The organism is Bacillus sp. EB106-04-04-XG123, from assembly GCF_058791855.1.
This window is the reverse complement of the sequence record NZ_JBYTDZ010000005.1, coordinates 176,215-192,753: the sequence shown is the minus strand read 5'-3', so window position 1 is coordinate 192,753 and position 16,539 is coordinate 176,215. Positions and strand designations below refer to the sequence as shown.

Below are 16,539 nucleotides of genomic sequence, written 5' to 3'. Positions count from 1 at the left end.
TCCCTCTGTTACTTTACTTTTCGACTTTTGGTGCAAGCATGAGGAACATGCTGCGTCCGTCCATCTTAGGTTTTGTTTCTACTGTTGCTACTTCAGCGCAAGCTTCAGAGAAACGGTCTAACACGCGCTGTCCGATTTCTTTATGCGTAATCGCACGGCCTTTAAAGCGGATAGAAGCTTTCACTTTATCTCCCTTTTCAAGGAATTTGATTGCATTACGGAGCTTCGTGTTAAAATCATGTTCATCGATTGTCGGGCTCAACCGAACTTCTTTTAAGCTAATGATTTTTTGATTCTTACGTGCCTCTTTTTCCTTCTTCTGCTGTTCGAATCGGAACTTACCATAGTCCATGATTCGGCAAACAGGTGGTTTTGCGTTTGCAGCAACTAACACAAGGTCAAGATTAGCTTTAGCAGCAATTTCCAGAGCTTCCTGGCGGGTTTTAATCCCAAGCTGATCGCCATTTTGTCCGATCAAACGAACTTCACGCGCACGAATACCTTCATTAACTAATTGATCTTTGCTAATAGTGAGCCACCTCCATGAGATTTTGAATTGAGTTCACAATTCATTTTGACCATTTCGTTGTATGTTTTACAGGCAAACAAAAAGTGTGGGCATATAAAACACCCACACTGCGAACATTTGCATGAAAAAATAAATGTACGGTCAACCTGTCAACTACAAACATGTGTCAATCAGGTGAGAAGCGGGTGCTTCTGCTTGTGATATCTATTCAATTCGTTAACTATTCTACACAATTTTCATTTGTCCGTCAAGTAACCGAACTCTTGAAACAACTTTTTCAGTGTAACACGATGAGACGAATTGGGCAAGACTTTTTCACACAATGACGCCATCAAAGAATCAATTGCATAAAGATTGGGATGACGATAACGGTCACAACTCCTACGACCACAACGGCGATACTTGCCATAGCTGCTTCTACTTCTCCCATCTCAATTCCAACAGAAACTCCAAGTGCATGTCCTGATGTACCAAGTGCAAGACCTTTTGCCACTGGGTTTTTAATGCGGAACAATTTTAAGAAGAAGGCACCTAGTGCATAGACAATGACGGCATTAAATATGACCGCAAAGGCTGTGATATCTGCAATTCCGCCAATATCCTTTGCAATCGGAAGAGCAATCGCTGTTGTCGCTGCTTGTGGAAGCATGCTTTTCATCACAGCCGCATCTAAATGAATTCCTTTTGCGACGAGATATACGATCGTAATGGAACAAAGTGAACCTACAAAAATAGCGGATAAAATTTGCCACCAATATTTTTTAAGCAAGGCTCTTTGCTTATAAAGCGGGATAGCGAAAGCAATCGTGGCAGGCTCTAAGAAAAATTTGATAATCTTGCCGCCCTCATTATAATCTGCGTAGGAAAAACCGCCAACTTTCAAAAATAAAATGCCCAGTACCATCGCCACAAACAGCGGGGTAAACAAGAAGAAACCTTTTGATTTTTTAAATAAGAATGTCCCTATTCCAAAAGCGACTAATGAGACGACAATGCCAAAATAAGGACTCATTGTACTTGTACCCATTTTGCATCTCTCCTTTAATGCGTACTTGAAGCTGGTTTATTTGAATGAGAAGGAGCAGATTTACTCTCCTTTGTCTCTTTACGTTTCTGTGGTCTTTCTGATAATTGCATGAGAAGCTGCGAAAACAGCCCTGTCGCTGCAAGTAGCATAATGGTTGCAATGATAATGACACCGACTACTTGCACACCTACTTCTTGCATGACACCTAGTGATTGAATAACTGAGATCCCAGAGGGAACAAATAGAAAGCTAATGAGTCCTGTCAATGATGTACCTAATTGCTCCACCTGCTCCAGTTTGACAATTTTCGTTGTTAACAAAACAAATAATAGAACCAAACCAATAACGGATGCGGGCATCGGAATCGGTAAATACATTGAAATGAGATTAGAAACGAACATTACGGTTGCAAAAATAAATGCTTGAGATAAAAATCCATATACTTTCGTGGCACTCATGCCCCTTCACCTCTTTCTTCGACTGCCCTCAGTATACGGCATGAAATAAATGAATAAAGCGTTTACAATAAAACTCACCAGATTCAATGACTGAAATGCAAAAAACGAGTATTGAAATACAAACAAAAAAGCCCTCCTACTCTAGCAGGAGTGACTTCTTTAATTCTTTGGCATATGTGCGGCTGACAGGAATGATGGACCCGTCTGTCATATGCAGATTGTACGTCGAATTAAACCACGGCTGTACTTCTTTCATATGAGAGGTATTCACGATATAGCTGCGATGGACCCTCATAAAGTAAGCCTCAGGAAGTTTCTTTTCAATGACCACCAGCGGTTCTGTGACCTCATACATGTGATCCTTTGTTTTCACAACCTTTTTCCCCTCGCTGAGTCCTACATACATGATCTCTTCAACTTGCAGGATCACAATTGAGTCATCAACTGAGATCGCTAATTTTTGCTGATGGGGTATTTTCTCATCTAACAGCTGGTGCTCTTGCGTTTCAACAGATTTCCATTTTTTAAACTTTTGAATGGTCTGGAGCAGCCGCTCTTCATCAAATGGTTTTGTTAAGTAATCAAGCGCACTTACCTCAAACGCCTTCAGCGCATATTGATCAAAGGCTGTCGCAAATACAACCGCTGGCGGATCAGACATCCGGTTGAGCCTTTTGGCAATATCAAATCCATTCTCACCAGATAAATCAATGTCTAAAAAGAGCAGATCCGGCTTCTGATCGACCATCCGATCAAAAGCAGATTCTATATTTTCTGCTTCCTCTATTTGAACTTCCTCTTTCGTTCTTCGTAATAAGTATTTTAATTCATCTCTTGCTAACACTTCATCATCTACGATTAATACCTTCATCAATGAGAATCATCCTTTTTTACATAATCCATTGGAATGCGAAATGAGATGTCAGTGCCTTGGTCACTATGAATGGATAAAGCGGCTTGTCTGCCAAAAATCCCTCTTAACCGCTGATCTAAATTAAAAAGGGCTGTCCCTGTTCCTTCTAGTGATTCGACAGGCGCTTTTAATAGTTGAGCCATCTTATCATCTTCAATTCCCTGCCCATTATCTGTTACTTTCATATAAACATGCCCATCTTTCATCAAAGCGGATACAATGACTTCACAATTTGTTTGATGTTTAGGAAAAGCATGTCTCACAGCGTTTTCAACAAGCACCTGAAGCACAAAGGGCGGAATCATCACCTGCTCCAGCTCCTTTTCAATTTGAAAGGTCACATGGTACTTATTTGGAAATCTCGCTTGTTCAAGTGACAAATATGCCTCCACATGCTGAATCTCTTTATGCATCGGAATCAGCAGCTGGCGGGCACCTTGCATATTCGAGCGAAAATAAATACTTAACTGCAACAGCAGCTTCCTTGCCATCTCCACATTGGTTCTGCACAAAACAGAGATGGTATTAATGGCGTTAAATAAAAAGTGCGGGTTCACTTGTGCTTGAAGGGCTTTGATCTCTGCATCTTTTAGCAGGCGGCTTTGGGTTTCCGCCTCTCCAAGCTCAAGCTGTGTGGAAAACAGCATCGCCAAACCTTCTGCAAGCTCCTCTTCCACCCTGCTTAATCCGACCGGAGAATTGAAATACATTTTTAACGTCCCGATCGTTTGACCGTTAGAAGTGAGCGGCAGCACGATTGCGGCTTCAAGAGGGCAATGGGCGACGGAACAATTGATTTCGCCCTTCGAATGTGCCTTCATAATCTTGCCGCTCATCAAGACTTGTTTCGACAACCCCGTAATCAGGCTTTTAGATGGAATATGATGATCTGTTCCATCTCCGACATGCGCTAAAATCTTTTCTGTATCTGTTAAAGAGACCGCATCTGTTTCAGTCAACCGATGAATGATCTCCGCCACACTTTTACAAGACTGTTCATTTAACCCTTGGCGGAAAAAAGGCAGTGTTTGATCGGCGATCAAAAATACACGATGCGTCTGCATCGCCTTTGCCTGCTCTTCTTGCCGAATGACTGACTGTAAAATAGATAAAAAGATAAAGCTGCCGATTCCATTCACAAAAATCATCGGCAAGGCAATGATACTGACTAGCCCCCATGCATCGGCGAATGGCCTTGCAAACAGAAGGATAATGATCATCTGTAATGATTCCATCGCCACACCAAAAAAAGCTGCTTGGCGAGGTGTCACCATTCGATTCCTCCGCTTAAACCTGCTGCCGACATAACCTGCAATGACACCGGCTAAAATGGAAGAAATCGCACAGCTGAGCGCGGTGCTTCCTCCAAGGGAATAGCGATGAATTCCAGCTAAAAGCCCTGCGCCAATCCCTACAAACGGCCCCCCGATCAAACCGCCCATTTCGATCCCCATAATTCTCGTATTTGCGATAGAGCTTGACGAGCCGAGATGATAAGAAAACTCATGATTCATGACAATTTGCTGCTGGATTTCAATTCCTGTGTAATTGCTGATAATGCTAAAAGAAGCAAAAATGAAGACAAGGATTGCCTTTTTCCGAAATCCTTGATTATGTAGCAATAGATTGCGAAAGCCCTTCACATGAGCAAGCACAAATCCTAGAATAACGATGATCCCTACACGCTCGATCATCATGATAATTAAATGAATCAAACCGGCCACCTCAAATGATGTATGTCATATCTACTGTCTTTCTATTCTATCATGTGCGGTCAATGATCAAAGATCTCTCAAATCTTTTCTTTATTGGCCTCTTCTTCTATTGTAAAATGAACATGAGCCTGTCACTTGCAATTGAAGGTAACACATACATAACAAGGGAGAAGATCATGAAAGCCGTATTTTTCGATTTAGATGATACTTTGCTTTGGGACGAAAAAAGCATTCACACAACTTTTCAGGAAACTTGCCGGGAAGCGGAAAAGAAATATGGACTCGATCCAGAATCATTTGAACAGATTGTACGTGAAGAAGCAAGAAAGCTGTACTCTTCCTATGAAACATATGATTATACTGTCATGATCGGCATTAATCCTTTCGAAGGACTGTGGTCCAATTTTAGTGAACCGATTAGCGAAGGCTTTCAAAAGCTGAACGCCATTGCACCAGAATATCGCAAAAACGCTTGGACCAATGGCTTAAGGGCAGCTGGAATTGACGATGAGGCATTTGGACAATATTTGGCTGATTTCTTTGCAGCAGAGCGCAGAAAACGCCCATATGTCTATGATGAAACATACCCTGTTTTAAACCGCCTGAAAGGCAGCTACGAATTGCTCCTTTTAACAAACGGAGATCCTAGCCTTCAAAAGGAAAAACTTGCGGGTGTTCCTGAGCTTGCTCCTTATTTTAACGAGATTGTGATTTCAGGAGATTATGGGAAAGGCAAGCCTGATCCAGGTATCTTTGAGCACTGCCTTCAGCTGTTAAACTTAACAAAAGACGAAGTGATCATGGTTGGAGATAATCCAAAAACAGATATTCTCGGAGCATCTCGTGTAGGTATCCAAACCGTTTGGATCAACCGTCATAGCAAGAAAAATGAAACAGATGTGACGCCTGATTATGAAATCAAAGACTTACATGAATTGTTTGATATATTAAAATAGAACAAAAAAACACCCTTCTCCTGACGAGATTGGGTGTTTTTTATTCACAGAGCTAAATGATTGCTGCTAGACTTTGCGCTTGCCGGTCTAAGCCGCGTGCTGCTTCTCCTACAATGATGAATTCTTCGCTTGCCAGCTTTACAAGATCCCGGTTTGTAAACACGGTTGTCTTTGCCCTGCTTGTTCCGCTGCTGACCTTCTCTACTTCTGTATGGATCGCCTTCACATATTGATCGACCTTGACGATCGCTTCTTTTGAATTTGTCGCAAGCTTTCGAATTTCTGCTGCCACTACACTAAAGCCATTTCCATAGGAACCCGCATGTGCCGCTTCTATTGCCGCATTTAATGCGAGCAGCTGGGTTTGCGAGGATATGCTGTTAATGGTTGCAGCAATGGAGCTGATGGACTCTACCTGCTCCGTTAATCCTTTTAGCAAGCTCATATTTTGATCGGTTTCGTTTGCTATATGATTAAAGGAGGCATTGACACTTTGACTATGCTGAATGCCAACTTCTGCTCGTTCCATTAATTTCGCAGACATCTCCTTTAAGTCTTCTACAACCTGTTTCATCGAGAGTTCTCTCTCCGTAATATCTGTCGCCACTTTCACAACACCCACTACAGTTCCTTCTTCATCTCGAACAGGTGAATATGTCGCTTCAAGCCATAAGCTGCTGCCGTCTTTTGTGACCCGCTGCACTTTTTCCTGAAAGACTTGACCTTCTCTCAAACGCTTCCAAAACATGTGATAGCTTGTGTGTTCTGTAATATGTGGAGGACAAAACTGTCTATGTTTAAGACCGATCATCTCTTCTTTAGAATATCCCATGGCTTTTGCAAAAATATCGTTCACCCATAGAACTTCACCTGCCACATTAAATTCAATCATTGCCAGCGAGTGCTCTAAAGCACGAAGAACAGCTGATTGCTCCAATACTTGTGACGATAAAGTGTTTGTTGTTTGCTTCATCGATTTCATTCCCCCAATTTGTCTCAAACCAATAGTACATACTTACCCTTACTTTTGTACTATCTAAACGTCTCTTTTTAGGAATTGGATCACTATTGGAGAAAGTTTTCCAAAAAGAAAAAAGCCAGTGATCTAAAAAGAATCACTGGCTGCTTCATTATTTTTTCGCTTCTGCTACTGCATGTTTCACAAAGGCTTCAAGATCCATTGTTTCTGAATCTTGTTCCCCATATTTTCTAACATTGACAGCGCCATTTTCTGCTTCTTGATCTCCGACAACAAGCATGTACGGAATCTTTTGCATTTGCGCTTCTCTAATTTTGTATCCGATCTTTTCATCACGGCTGTCAAGCTCTACACGAAGACCTTCAAGCTGTAAACGTTCTTGCACTTTTTTCGCATAGTCTAAATGAACAGACGGTGAAACCGGGATGACTTGGAATTGTACAGGTGCCAGCCATGTTGGCAGCGCTCCTTTGTATTCTTCAATTAAGAAAGCAACGAAGCGTTCCATTGTAGAAACAACACCTCTATGAATGACGACTGGACGATGGTGCTTTCCATCTTCTCCGATATATGTGAGATCGAAGCGTTCTGGAAGTAAGAAATCAAGCTGTACAGTGGATAATGTCTCTTCTTTTCCAAGAGCTGTCTTCACTTGTACATCAAGCTTCGGACCATAAAATGCTGCTTCGCCTTCTGCTTCATAATAATCGTGGCCAAGCTCGTCCATTGCATCCTTCAGCATCGATTGTGCTTTATTCCACATCGCATCGTCATCGAAATACTTCTCAGTATCTTCTGGATCACGGTAAGATAAGCGGAATGTGTAGTCATTCAAGCCAAAGTCTTGATACACTTCTTCAATTAAGCGAACTGTACGGATGAACTCGTCTTTGATTTGATCTGGACGAACAAAGATGTGTGCATCGTTTAATGTCATACCGCGGACACGCTGAAGGCCAGATAAAGCACCTGACATTTCATAGCGGTGCATTGTACCAAGCTCTGCAATACGAATTGGCAATTCGCGATAGCTGTGCGGCTCGTTTTTGTAAATCATCATATGGTGTGGACAGTTCATCGGACGAAGAACAAGATCTTCGTTGTCCATTTCCATCACTGGGAACATGTCTTCTTGATAATGCGCCCAGTGTCCTGATGTTTTATACAACTCAACATTCGCAAGAACTGGTGTATACACATGCTCATAGCCAAGACGCACTTCTTTATCGACAATGTAACGCTCTATGACGCGGCGGATCGTTGCGCCTTTTGGCAGCCAAAGCGGAAGTCCTTGACCAACCTTTTGGGAATTTGCAAACAGCTTCAGCTCTTTTCCAAGCTTACGGTGATCGCGTTCTTTCGCTTCTTCAAGCAGACGTAAATGCTCATTTAAATCTTCTTTGCTGAAGAAAGCTGTTCCGTAAATACGCTGAAGCATTTGGTTGTTACTGTCACCTCTCCAGTATGCACCTGCAAGGCTTAACAGTTTAAACTCTTTGATTTTCCCTGTAGACGGCAAGTGAATCCCGCGGCAGAGGTCAAAGAATTCACCCTGCTCATAAATCGTCACAGCTTCACCTTCTGGAATCGCCTCTAACAGCTCAAGCTTCAACTCATCACCAATCGCTTCAAAGCGCTTTTTCGCTTCTTCTCTTGATACTTCAATTCGCTCAATTGGCAGATTGCTGTTAATGATTTTCTTCATTTCTTTTTCAATCTTTGGCAAGTCTTCAGGTGTGATGGCTACATCGATGTCCACATCGTAGTAGAAGCCATTTTCGATGACAGGACCTACGCCAAACTGAACGTGATGCTCTTTTCCATAAAGGCGTTTGATCGCCTGCGCTAGCAAATGGGCTGTGCTGTGGCGCATAATGTCGAGTGCTTCTTCACTTTTATCTGTGATGATCTCGATTGTTCCACTTTCTAATAGCGGCGTACGCAGATCTATTTCTTTACCGTTCAATTTACCGGCAAGTGCTTTTTTCTTTAGGCCCGGGCTAATTGATGCCGCGATGTCTTCTGTTGTAGCTGTTTTGTCAAACTCCTTGACTGCTCCATCTGGAAATGTAAGTTGAATTTGTTCTGACATCTCTGGTCACTCCTTTTTTTGGCAATATAAAAACCCCGCCCCCTGGAAAGGGACGAGGTTGAATAAACGGAATCGTGGTTCCACCCTTTTTCCCGTACTTGCAGCTTGCTTTTCATAAGCAAATACGGCTTGCGGTTCGATAACGGGAATTCCCGTCAGCCATTACTAAAAAGTTCACAGCTGATGTTCAAAGGTGGTAAAGCAAATGGTCCTCTGCTAGGAAGCTTTCAGCCGCGGCTTCCCTCTCTTTAAGCGGGTGTTCATTTGTTCATGTCCTTATCAATACGGTCTCTGTATGAAGTTACACCGTATTATAAAACGTTTTTTCGTGAAAATCAAGAAAGCTTTTCACTTTTCTTGTCGAAATGGTCATGTACAAATTGAACATTGTGCTCTTGGAAAGAATGAGACGGGAACACCTCGACCCTTTCTTGAAAAATATTTTGAATCGTTTGCACCATCGAGTGACCTGTATCATTTGTAAATAGGTCAATTTTTTGCGGTGCAATGGAGACAAGCGGTGCAATCAGCTGCGAATCAATATACATTGGATGCTCTCTTACAAACTGTCTGTCTATGTATTGTTTTTGATCACGCTCAGAAGCGTAGCGAAATTCCCAAATCACCAGGCGGTCCTGATGCACAACATGTACTTTTTCGAGCCTAGGCTCTCTTGCCATCACATAGTCTCGAAGCGATTGAATGAAGTTTTGATACTCTTGCTCCATTTTGTATTCTTCAATGGACACTTCAACATAGTTCTTCAGCCTTCGATCATACTCTGACAGCCTAAATGTCATAAATGAACCAATTGAAAAAACACCTTGCTGTAAAGAAATTGCCTCAAGCTCCTTTTTTAAAAGGGCTTCTCTTGACGGCTCTTGCTGAATGCCGGGAATATCATCTAAGTCCCCGTTCATGATACTGTGAGCGATGGAAAGAATTTGGTGCTGCTCTTCGGGATCTTTAAATAAATAGGTGTTTTCAAGGATGCTGCGCATGCGCTCATTTTCTTTGCATTCCAAAAAAAAGTGAACCAATAATGGCCGCACAATGTGCTCAAGTGCTTCTTCTGATTCCTTCGCCTCTATGAGAAGCCGGTCTTTCCCTTGTTGAATTGACATGTGATGCCGACTGTCCAAGTGTTCAGCAAGATGTAAAAAAGCGGCGGTATCATATTCATCTTCAAAGATTATTTCAAGCATGTTTGTCCCCCCTAACGACATCTGTTACATATATATGGGGGAAACATAAAAAATAGACGCCTAAAATAAATCAGGCATCTTTCTTTTTAAAATGAGTGGAACGGAGATAAAGATCAAATAAATCAAACAAACAACCACTAAGGCGGCATAATTGCCGCTGACAAAGCTTGAGCCGAGAACATTTAACGCAATTGTACCCGGTATTAAGCCTAAAAAGGTGGCTGCCACAAATGCACGATAATTTGCACGTGAAGCAGCTGCCGCATAGCTGACGAAATCAAAATGAATCGGTGCAATACGCAATAACAAAATATAAAGAAATCCATGCTCCTGAATGCGGGACGTCACCGCTTTCAGCTTTCGGCTGTTTGATTCCGTTTCCTTCTTTTTTGCACGAAAGGTTGAAGCAATCATGAAGGAGCCTGTTGCCCCGGCTGTAGCCCCAATGAGGGCATAAATCGTCCCAAGGACACTGCCGAATGCCAAACCTGCCGCCAAAGAAAAGACTGTAATCGGGACGAGAACAAACGGGCGGAAAAGAGATAAGAAAAGAAAAACAAAGGGAGCCAGTATCCCAAATTGAAGCACCCAATTCTTCACATCTTTCGGCGCGAGCTGAAGATGCTGTTTATTCAGCCACCACAGCGCAGCAGCAAGAATACCAATCACAAGAAAAAGCAGCCATTTTCTTTTGTTCATTTCATTTGCTCCTCCTTCAGGTGACATACGCTTTTATAAATGACGGCGGTTTTCTCCTTCGAGCAAGACCGGCTCTGCTAAATAGAGAATCCGTTCCATTAAACGGGCGGCTTTGACCTCTTCTTTTTCCCCGCGCTGTGAGTACGTAAAGTGATGCTTCAGCTCATTTGGTGAGAAATTAGAAGAGAAAAACGTCGGCAGCTGCTCTGCCATACGGTATTGTAAGATCGTACCGAGCAGCTCATCCCGCACCCAGCTTGTCATCGATTCTGCTCCAATATCATCAAGCATTAAAATCGGGGTGGATTTAACCATATTCAGCTTTTCTTCTAGCGTATGATCAGCTAACGAATTTTTTAACTCTCTCACAAATTCAGGCACGTAAACAAGGAGAGATGGGTATTCTTTCTCCGCTAGCTGCTGCGCAATGGCTGCCAGAATATACGTTTTTCCTACTCCAAATTTTCCGTGTAAATACAAGCCTTTTCCTTTTCCAGTCTCATCATAGCTTTGGAGGAATTGACCTACTTTTTGGATGACCTCTTGTCTTCCCACAACGTTCAGATCAGCGAACGTCGCTTGAAGGACATTTTGCGGAATATACATGCTTTTCATCAGCTCTTGCTGTTTTTTCTGTCTATCGAGCCGCAGCTTGACTGGACAAGGGGAATATTCAATATCAATACTCTGACCTTTGATTACAAGCTTCGGGTGATACCCATCTAAAATGGCATTGACGTTTTCGTCATCTAAGCAGTAAGAGCAACCCTTCGACTGCTGCACATATTCAAAGAGCCGGTTCAAGCTGCGATTGATCATGTCTTCATGTATTTCTTCTTGATGCTTCTGTAAAAAGGCCTTCACATCTTCATCAGATAACACACTTTCTTTAATCTGATTGTATCTCACGCGAAAATCTACTCGTCCTTTTAGCTGTTCAAATGAACGACCGATCGGTTTCATCCCATCTCACCTCACCTTAATGTGCATTGTACTTTTTCATATTTTTAAACTGATCTAACAGTTTTTCTTTTTCTCGTTCGAGGTCTTCTGTAGACAGATTGTCCGTTTGCTCTTTTGCCGGCTGTTCTTTCGTTTCGGTTTCTTTCATCCAGTCAGGCAGTTTCTCTTCCCTGACGACTTTTCCTGAACCGTATGTGCTGCGCTGCTTTTTCTGCTGCGCCCACTCTGTCATTTGTCTGTTCTCTTCTTTGGCAATTTTCATGGCCGCGGCAACGGTTTTGATTTTCTTTCTTACCCAATGAGCGGCGATTTTTTGCATGTATGTTTTCGACAGCTTCATATCTGTTTTGAGTAAGGTATAGTAGATGAGAACATTCATGACACCTGGCTCTAGCTGCTGCTCGAGCATGATATCTTCGACAATTCTTAAGTCGGCATATGTTGGCTCAATGCCATCTGCCATGTCTTTTAGCAGCTCTCTAGGCGAAATATGATCCAGCTTTTCAATCAATTTTGCATCTGGAGTATCCGCTGCCGGCGTCTTTGAAGCATCTTGCCGCAAGTGTCTTGGCTGTTTTTGATCAATCAGCTTTGGCTGTTCGCCTCTGTATTCAATTTGGTACCAGTCTCTTGCTGCTTTTCTCAGCTCTTCTGTTGAGATCATTTGATCCGAACCGCATGCACCTGCTACAATATTTTGCATTTGAAGCGGGGTGATGCCGTATACAACGGCTAACTTCTTAATTGTTTCTTTTACCTGCTTTGTCAAAGCCTTTCTTGGAATCATCATGTCAGACATACCCGCTAACAATAGATCGAAATCAAAGGATTCGTCTGAGAGCGGTGCCGGCTGACTCGATCCAACGGTCACATATTCATAGCCTTGATCAAGCGATGACGCCTGATGAATCTCTTCTGTCATCTTGCGTTCGCCTGGCTGCAACACGTGAAAGACTTCTTCAAACGACCGTGAAATGTTCTTTGCTTCTGCAGGAACACCTGGATAAGAGAAATAATCACGAAGCTGCATATATTTTGCTTTCTCTACACGATGGTACAGCAGGACATTCAGCATACCATCTTGGAAAAATTCATCCGGTCTTAGCGGCGGTACAAGCTCATATGTAAACAGTCTGCCTTCTTCCGTTTCCTGTTCATATGTGCGGAGTAAGCCGATTGCTTCAAGCTTTAAACGTTCCTCAAAAATATCATTTAAATTCGTCTGCAGCATGACCATGAGCTGCCGGTGAGGTGCAGGTTTTCCCCACATACGATTTTGTTCCAGCTCTCCCCACAGCGTCATGTATAAGCTGAAAGCGGACATGCCAATAAGCGGCTGATATAAAAGAGTGATGAGCTGTCTATCGATGTCACCGAGCAATGAAGCGCTTTTGACGACATACGGATCGACGGCTAGCACTTCCTTCCAATGCTCTGTCATATGCTGATCCTCCCCATGAATTGCGATTGTTTCCATTGTACACTCTTTTTGCGTTTTACGCTTTACGCAGGAAAAAGAGCATGAAGAATCTCCAGCTCTTTTTAGCGTTCTTTCTTTAATAGATCTTTTAATTCATCAATAAAGACATTGATGTCTTTAAACTGCCGGTAAACCGAGGCAAACCTAACGTAAGACACTTCATCAATTTTCGCCAGCTCGTCCATCACCATTTCACCTACAAGCTCGCTTTTCACTTCTGACATGCCTTGATTGCGCAGTTCTTTTTCGATATTAAAGCAGACATCCTCCAGCTGCTTTAAAGCGACAGGACGCTTTTCACACGCTTTGATAAGTCCTCTCAGCATTTTTTCGCGGCTGAATTCTTCTCGAATTCCTTCTTTTTTCACCACAATCAGCGGTAATTCTTCTAATTTTTCAAACGTCGTAAAGCGATATTGGCAGCTTTCGCACTCTCTTCTACGACGGATGGATTTCCCTTCATCTACTGGTCTTGAATCAAGCACCCTTGTGCCAAGGTGCTGACATGTGGGACATTTCATATCATCAGCTCCGATCTATTCTTGGAAGTTGTTTGTCTAGTTCATCATAAAGGGACAGAACGGTCTTCTGACTATAGCCGAAATCTGTTGGCAGGGCCGTTTCTGTTGTCACATTAAAATCGACAGCTGTTTCAAAAGGACGAATTGAAATGACAGTCGCCACGAGAAAGGCTTTTTTCGGCAATCGTATGTTTGCGCTGATTTCACCTCGTTCTGCTGAAACAGATGTCACTTGATAGGAATCGTTTCGGGAAAGAATGGCTTCCACCGCTTGAAAAACTTGTGCATTCGTCGATTTGTAGTAATGGCTTTTCAGTTCTGACACTGGATGCTCGTCAGATGTTTCTGTATGGTTTGACATGAACCGTTTAAAATTTTGTCTTAAAATCATACACGTATCCCCTTTGCCATAATGCCTCTTTCTTTATTTTATAAAAAAAACCTTTGTTTTCCTAGAACAAAAGTATAGACAAGCTGGGGAATGTTGGATTTTTTCTCAAATAAATATAAAAAGGAGCATAACACAAAGGCATTTAATGCTTTTGGCCAGCTCCCATTGCAATCTTTTTTATGTTTACAGTGCTTTGGCTTGTGCCTGTTTTACTTGTACAGGTCCCATGCCTCGAGGAATTTCGATGTTTTCTCTTGTTTCAGCACCTAATTCATCTCCGATATGATCTGCTGCAATATTCGGATCTAGGTCGCCGCAAGTATAAACATCTATGCTCGCATAACCATGTTCAGGAAAGCTGTGAATTGTCAGATGAGATTCAGAAATAATGACAACTCCACTTACTCCTTGAGGTGCAAATTTGTGAAAAGCAACCTCTCTTACCTCAGCTCCTGATTTCAAAGCTGCATTTACAAACGTTTTTTCAATAAAATCCATGTCGTTCAGTTTATCACAGTCGCATCCCCATAGCTCGGAGATAACGTGACGTCCGATTGTTTCCATCATGGACCCCCCTTTAAACAAGAATGAAAGAGTGAAGTTCTAAGCAGCCGGACCGGACATATACCACGGGGGAAAGTTAGTCCTAAGAGGTCCTAACCCTTTAAGTATACCCGAATGAGTCTGCGAACAAGAAGTTCACGAAAAATAGTATACTTTGTTTAGACCCATTTTGCAAGCTGTGTTTTTAGTGGGATTTTCTCTCATTTCTTGAAAAGGGACGATCGTCTTCTTCATTTCAAACAGCAGAAAGCTCTTTCATCTGTGCGCCGACAAATTTCACAAGGTCAACCACTCGGCATGAATAACCCCATTCATTGTCATACCATGCAAGAACTTTTACTTTTCTCCCTTCCATTACCATCGTTGTCAATCCATCAACGACTGCTGAGTAAGGGTTCGTGTTAAAGTCCGTAGAGACAAGCGGCTCATCTGTGTAATCTAAAATACCAGCAAGAGATGTTTTAGATGCATTTGAGAAGGCTGCATTGACTTCTTCTGCTGTGACATCTTTTTTTAAGTCTACAACAAGGTCAACCATCGACACATTGGAAACTGGCACGCGGAGTGCAAGCCCATGCAATTTCCCTTTCATGTGCGGAAGTACTAAAGAAAGCGCTTTAGCGGCACCTGTCGTAGTTGGAATAATGGACTGAGCACATGCTCTTGCCCGGCGCAGATCCTTATGCGGGTTATCGATATTTTTTTGATCATTTGTATAAGCATGAACCGTTGTCATTAACCCGTTGTCGATGCCAAATTCATCATCTAACAGTTTCACAACTGGTGCTAAACAGTTTGTTGTACAAGATGCGTTTGAAATAATGACGTGCTTTTCAGGATCAAGATCATCCTCATTGACACCCATCACAATCGTAATGTCTTCATTTTTACCTGGAGCTGTTAGAACGACTTTTTTCGCTCCGGCATCTATATGGCCCATCGCTTGATCTTTTGAATTAAATTTACCTGTTGCTTCAATGACGATATCAATCCCAAGCTCTCCCCATGGAAGCTGCTTTGGGTCTCTATTATTAAGCAAAAGCACTCTTTTGCCATTTACAATCAAGGCGTCATCTTCTGCTGTCACATCACATTCGTAACGTCCATGATTTGTGTCATATTTAATTAAATGTGCTAGCGTTTCGGCAGGATAGCTTGCGTTCACCGCTACAATTTGAATTTGATCATCAAGCATTGCTTTTCTGAAGACCATGCGTCCAATTCTGCCAAACCCATTGATCGCTGCTTTTACCTTCATGAACAGGTCACTCCTCTATTATGTGTTATACTCAATAAATTTATTTATGAAATTAGTATATCACATTAGAATGTAATTGCCAGTATATAAACGTATATTTTCTAAAAAGGGCTGTTCTTTTCAAAGGAAATAAGAATAAAGCATAAAAAAAGAAGAGTACGTGTATGTACTCTTACTTATCTGTATGTTCCCATTCATTTAATATGTTCTGCAATTGCTTTCTGATAAATGCGAGATCTTGTGTGTTCTCTATCACGCTGTCTGCTTTTTTACATTTCTCCTCAAGAGACTGCTGAGAGTGAATACGATTCAGCGCTTCTTCCTCACTGAGGTCATTTCGATTCATGAGCCGCGACAGCTGCAATTCAGGCGTTGTATACACCACAATGATGCGGTCGACAAGGCTTTCCAGCTGACTTTCAAATAAAAGCGGGATATCGAGGACAACGAAGGTTTCTTGCTGACTAACCCCTTCATCTCGCTGTTTGAGCATTTCCTTTCTCACTTCAGGATGAACAATCGCATTCAGCTGCTTTCTTTTCTCTTCATCAGAAAAAATGATGGCTCCAAGCTGCTGCCGGTTCAGCTCCCCATTTGGCAGGAGAACATCCTCGCCAAAGGTTTGAACGATTTGTTGAAGAGCTGGTGTACCTTTGGCAACCGCTTCTTTTGCAATGACATCTGCGTCCACGACCCGGATGCCCTGCTCTTTTATCATTTGCGAGACGGTGCTTTTTCCACTAGCAATCCCGCCTGTTAATCCAATGACAAGCGTCAATTGATTTCCTC

The 16,539-nt window shown here is 42.3% G+C and carries 17 protein-coding genes and 2 other annotated features; of the genes, 1 reads left to right on the top strand and 16 read right to left on the bottom strand.

Features of this window, described 5'->3' with window-relative positions; translation table 11 throughout:
* Positions 1 to 13: 13 nt before the first annotated feature.
* From infC to AC3WTB_RS15910, 5 genes are all read right to left on the bottom strand, one after another.
* Positions 14 to 529, bottom strand: a complete 516-nt coding sequence (gene infC / locus AC3WTB_RS15930; RefSeq protein ID WP_024425720.1) for a translation initiation factor IF-3 — start codon at positions 527 to 529, stop codon at positions 14 to 16.
* 71 nt (positions 530 to 600) lie between these two features.
* Positions 601 to 732 (bottom strand) — a sequence feature (ribosomal protein L20 leader region).
* A 128-nt stretch (positions 733 to 860) separates the two neighbouring features.
* A complete protein-coding gene (gene lrgB / locus AC3WTB_RS15925; RefSeq protein ID WP_024425719.1) occupies positions 861 to 1,556 on the bottom strand; it encodes an antiholin-like protein LrgB in 696 nt (231 codons plus the stop codon).
* A 14-nt stretch (positions 1,557 to 1,570) separates the two neighbouring features.
* Entirely contained in the window at positions 1,571 to 2,014 is a 444-nt protein-coding gene (lrgA, locus tag AC3WTB_RS15920; protein ID WP_024425718.1) for an antiholin-like murein hydrolase modulator LrgA, read from the bottom strand.
* Between the two features lie 136 nt (positions 2,015 to 2,150).
* Entirely contained in the window at positions 2,151 to 2,888 is a 738-nt protein-coding gene (locus tag AC3WTB_RS15915; protein WP_039180535.1) for a LytR/AlgR family response regulator transcription factor, read from the bottom strand.
* Complete coding sequence (locus AC3WTB_RS15910; protein ID WP_492333955.1) at positions 2,885 to 4,642, bottom strand: LytS/YhcK type 5TM receptor domain-containing protein; 1,758 nt, start codon at positions 4,640 to 4,642, stop codon at positions 2,885 to 2,887. Before AC3WTB_RS15910 ends, AC3WTB_RS15915 begins: the two co-directional genes overlap by 4 nt.
* A gap of 176 nt (positions 4,643 to 4,818) precedes the next feature.
* Here AC3WTB_RS15910 and AC3WTB_RS15905 point away from each other — a divergent pair, with 176 nt between their 5' ends.
* Positions 4,819 to 5,598 (top strand): HAD family hydrolase, encoded by a 780-nt coding sequence (locus AC3WTB_RS15905; protein WP_247544437.1) that lies wholly within the window; start codon positions 4,819 to 4,821, stop codon positions 5,596 to 5,598.
* Between the two features lie 52 nt (positions 5,599 to 5,650).
* On the opposite strand, the gene AC3WTB_RS15900 is transcribed toward AC3WTB_RS15905, so the two are convergent.
* The 11 genes from AC3WTB_RS15900 to coaE form a co-directional block, all read right to left on the bottom strand.
* Positions 5,651 to 6,571, bottom strand: a complete 921-nt coding sequence (locus AC3WTB_RS15900) for a methyl-accepting chemotaxis protein (protein WP_492333954.1) — start codon at positions 6,569 to 6,571, stop codon at positions 5,651 to 5,653.
* Between the two features lie 157 nt (positions 6,572 to 6,728).
* The gene (gene thrS / locus AC3WTB_RS15895; RefSeq protein ID WP_024425713.1) at positions 6,729 to 8,669 is read right to left on the bottom strand and encodes a threonine--tRNA ligase; all 1,941 of its coding nucleotides are present in this window, start codon (positions 8,667 to 8,669) and stop codon (positions 6,729 to 6,731) included.
* A 45-nt stretch (positions 8,670 to 8,714) separates the two neighbouring features.
* Positions 8,715 to 8,961: a binding site (T-box leader), on the bottom strand.
* 43 nt (positions 8,962 to 9,004) lie between these two features.
* On the bottom strand, positions 9,005 to 9,874 hold the full coding sequence (ytxC, locus tag AC3WTB_RS15890; RefSeq protein ID WP_039180544.1) for a putative sporulation protein YtxC: 870 nt from the start codon (positions 9,872 to 9,874) through the stop codon (positions 9,005 to 9,007).
* A gap of 60 nt (positions 9,875 to 9,934) precedes the next feature.
* Positions 9,935 to 10,573 (bottom strand): TVP38/TMEM64 family protein, encoded by a 639-nt coding sequence (locus AC3WTB_RS15885; RefSeq protein WP_039183253.1) that lies wholly within the window; start codon positions 10,571 to 10,573, stop codon positions 9,935 to 9,937.
* Between the two features lie 33 nt (positions 10,574 to 10,606).
* Entirely contained in the window at positions 10,607 to 11,536 is a 930-nt protein-coding gene (dnaI, locus tag AC3WTB_RS15880; RefSeq protein ID WP_024425710.1) for a primosomal protein DnaI, read from the bottom strand.
* A gap of 16 nt (positions 11,537 to 11,552) precedes the next feature.
* Positions 11,553 to 12,977, bottom strand: a complete 1,425-nt coding sequence (gene dnaB, locus AC3WTB_RS15875) for a replicative helicase loading/DNA remodeling protein DnaB (protein ID WP_269103419.1) — start codon at positions 12,975 to 12,977, stop codon at positions 11,553 to 11,555.
* 101 nt (positions 12,978 to 13,078) lie between these two features.
* A complete protein-coding gene (nrdR, locus tag AC3WTB_RS15870; RefSeq protein WP_003216720.1) occupies positions 13,079 to 13,537 on the bottom strand; it encodes a transcriptional regulator NrdR in 459 nt (152 codons plus the stop codon).
* Between the two features lie 4 nt (positions 13,538 to 13,541).
* Positions 13,542 to 13,928, bottom strand: coding sequence for a hypothetical protein (locus AC3WTB_RS15865; protein WP_047202651.1), 387 nt, complete (start codon positions 13,926 to 13,928; stop codon positions 13,542 to 13,544).
* A gap of 183 nt (positions 13,929 to 14,111) precedes the next feature.
* Positions 14,112 to 14,492, bottom strand: a complete 381-nt coding sequence (gene speD / locus AC3WTB_RS15860; protein WP_003216492.1) for an adenosylmethionine decarboxylase — start codon at positions 14,490 to 14,492, stop codon at positions 14,112 to 14,114.
* A 235-nt stretch (positions 14,493 to 14,727) separates the two neighbouring features.
* A complete protein-coding gene (locus tag AC3WTB_RS15855; protein ID WP_024425707.1) occupies positions 14,728 to 15,750 on the bottom strand; it encodes a glyceraldehyde-3-phosphate dehydrogenase in 1,023 nt (340 codons plus the stop codon).
* Between the two features lie 172 nt (positions 15,751 to 15,922).
* Positions 15,923 to 16,528, bottom strand: coding sequence for a dephospho-CoA kinase (coaE, locus tag AC3WTB_RS15850; RefSeq protein WP_268502726.1), 606 nt, complete (start codon positions 16,526 to 16,528; stop codon positions 15,923 to 15,925).
* Positions 16,529 to 16,539 lie beyond the last annotated feature (11 nt).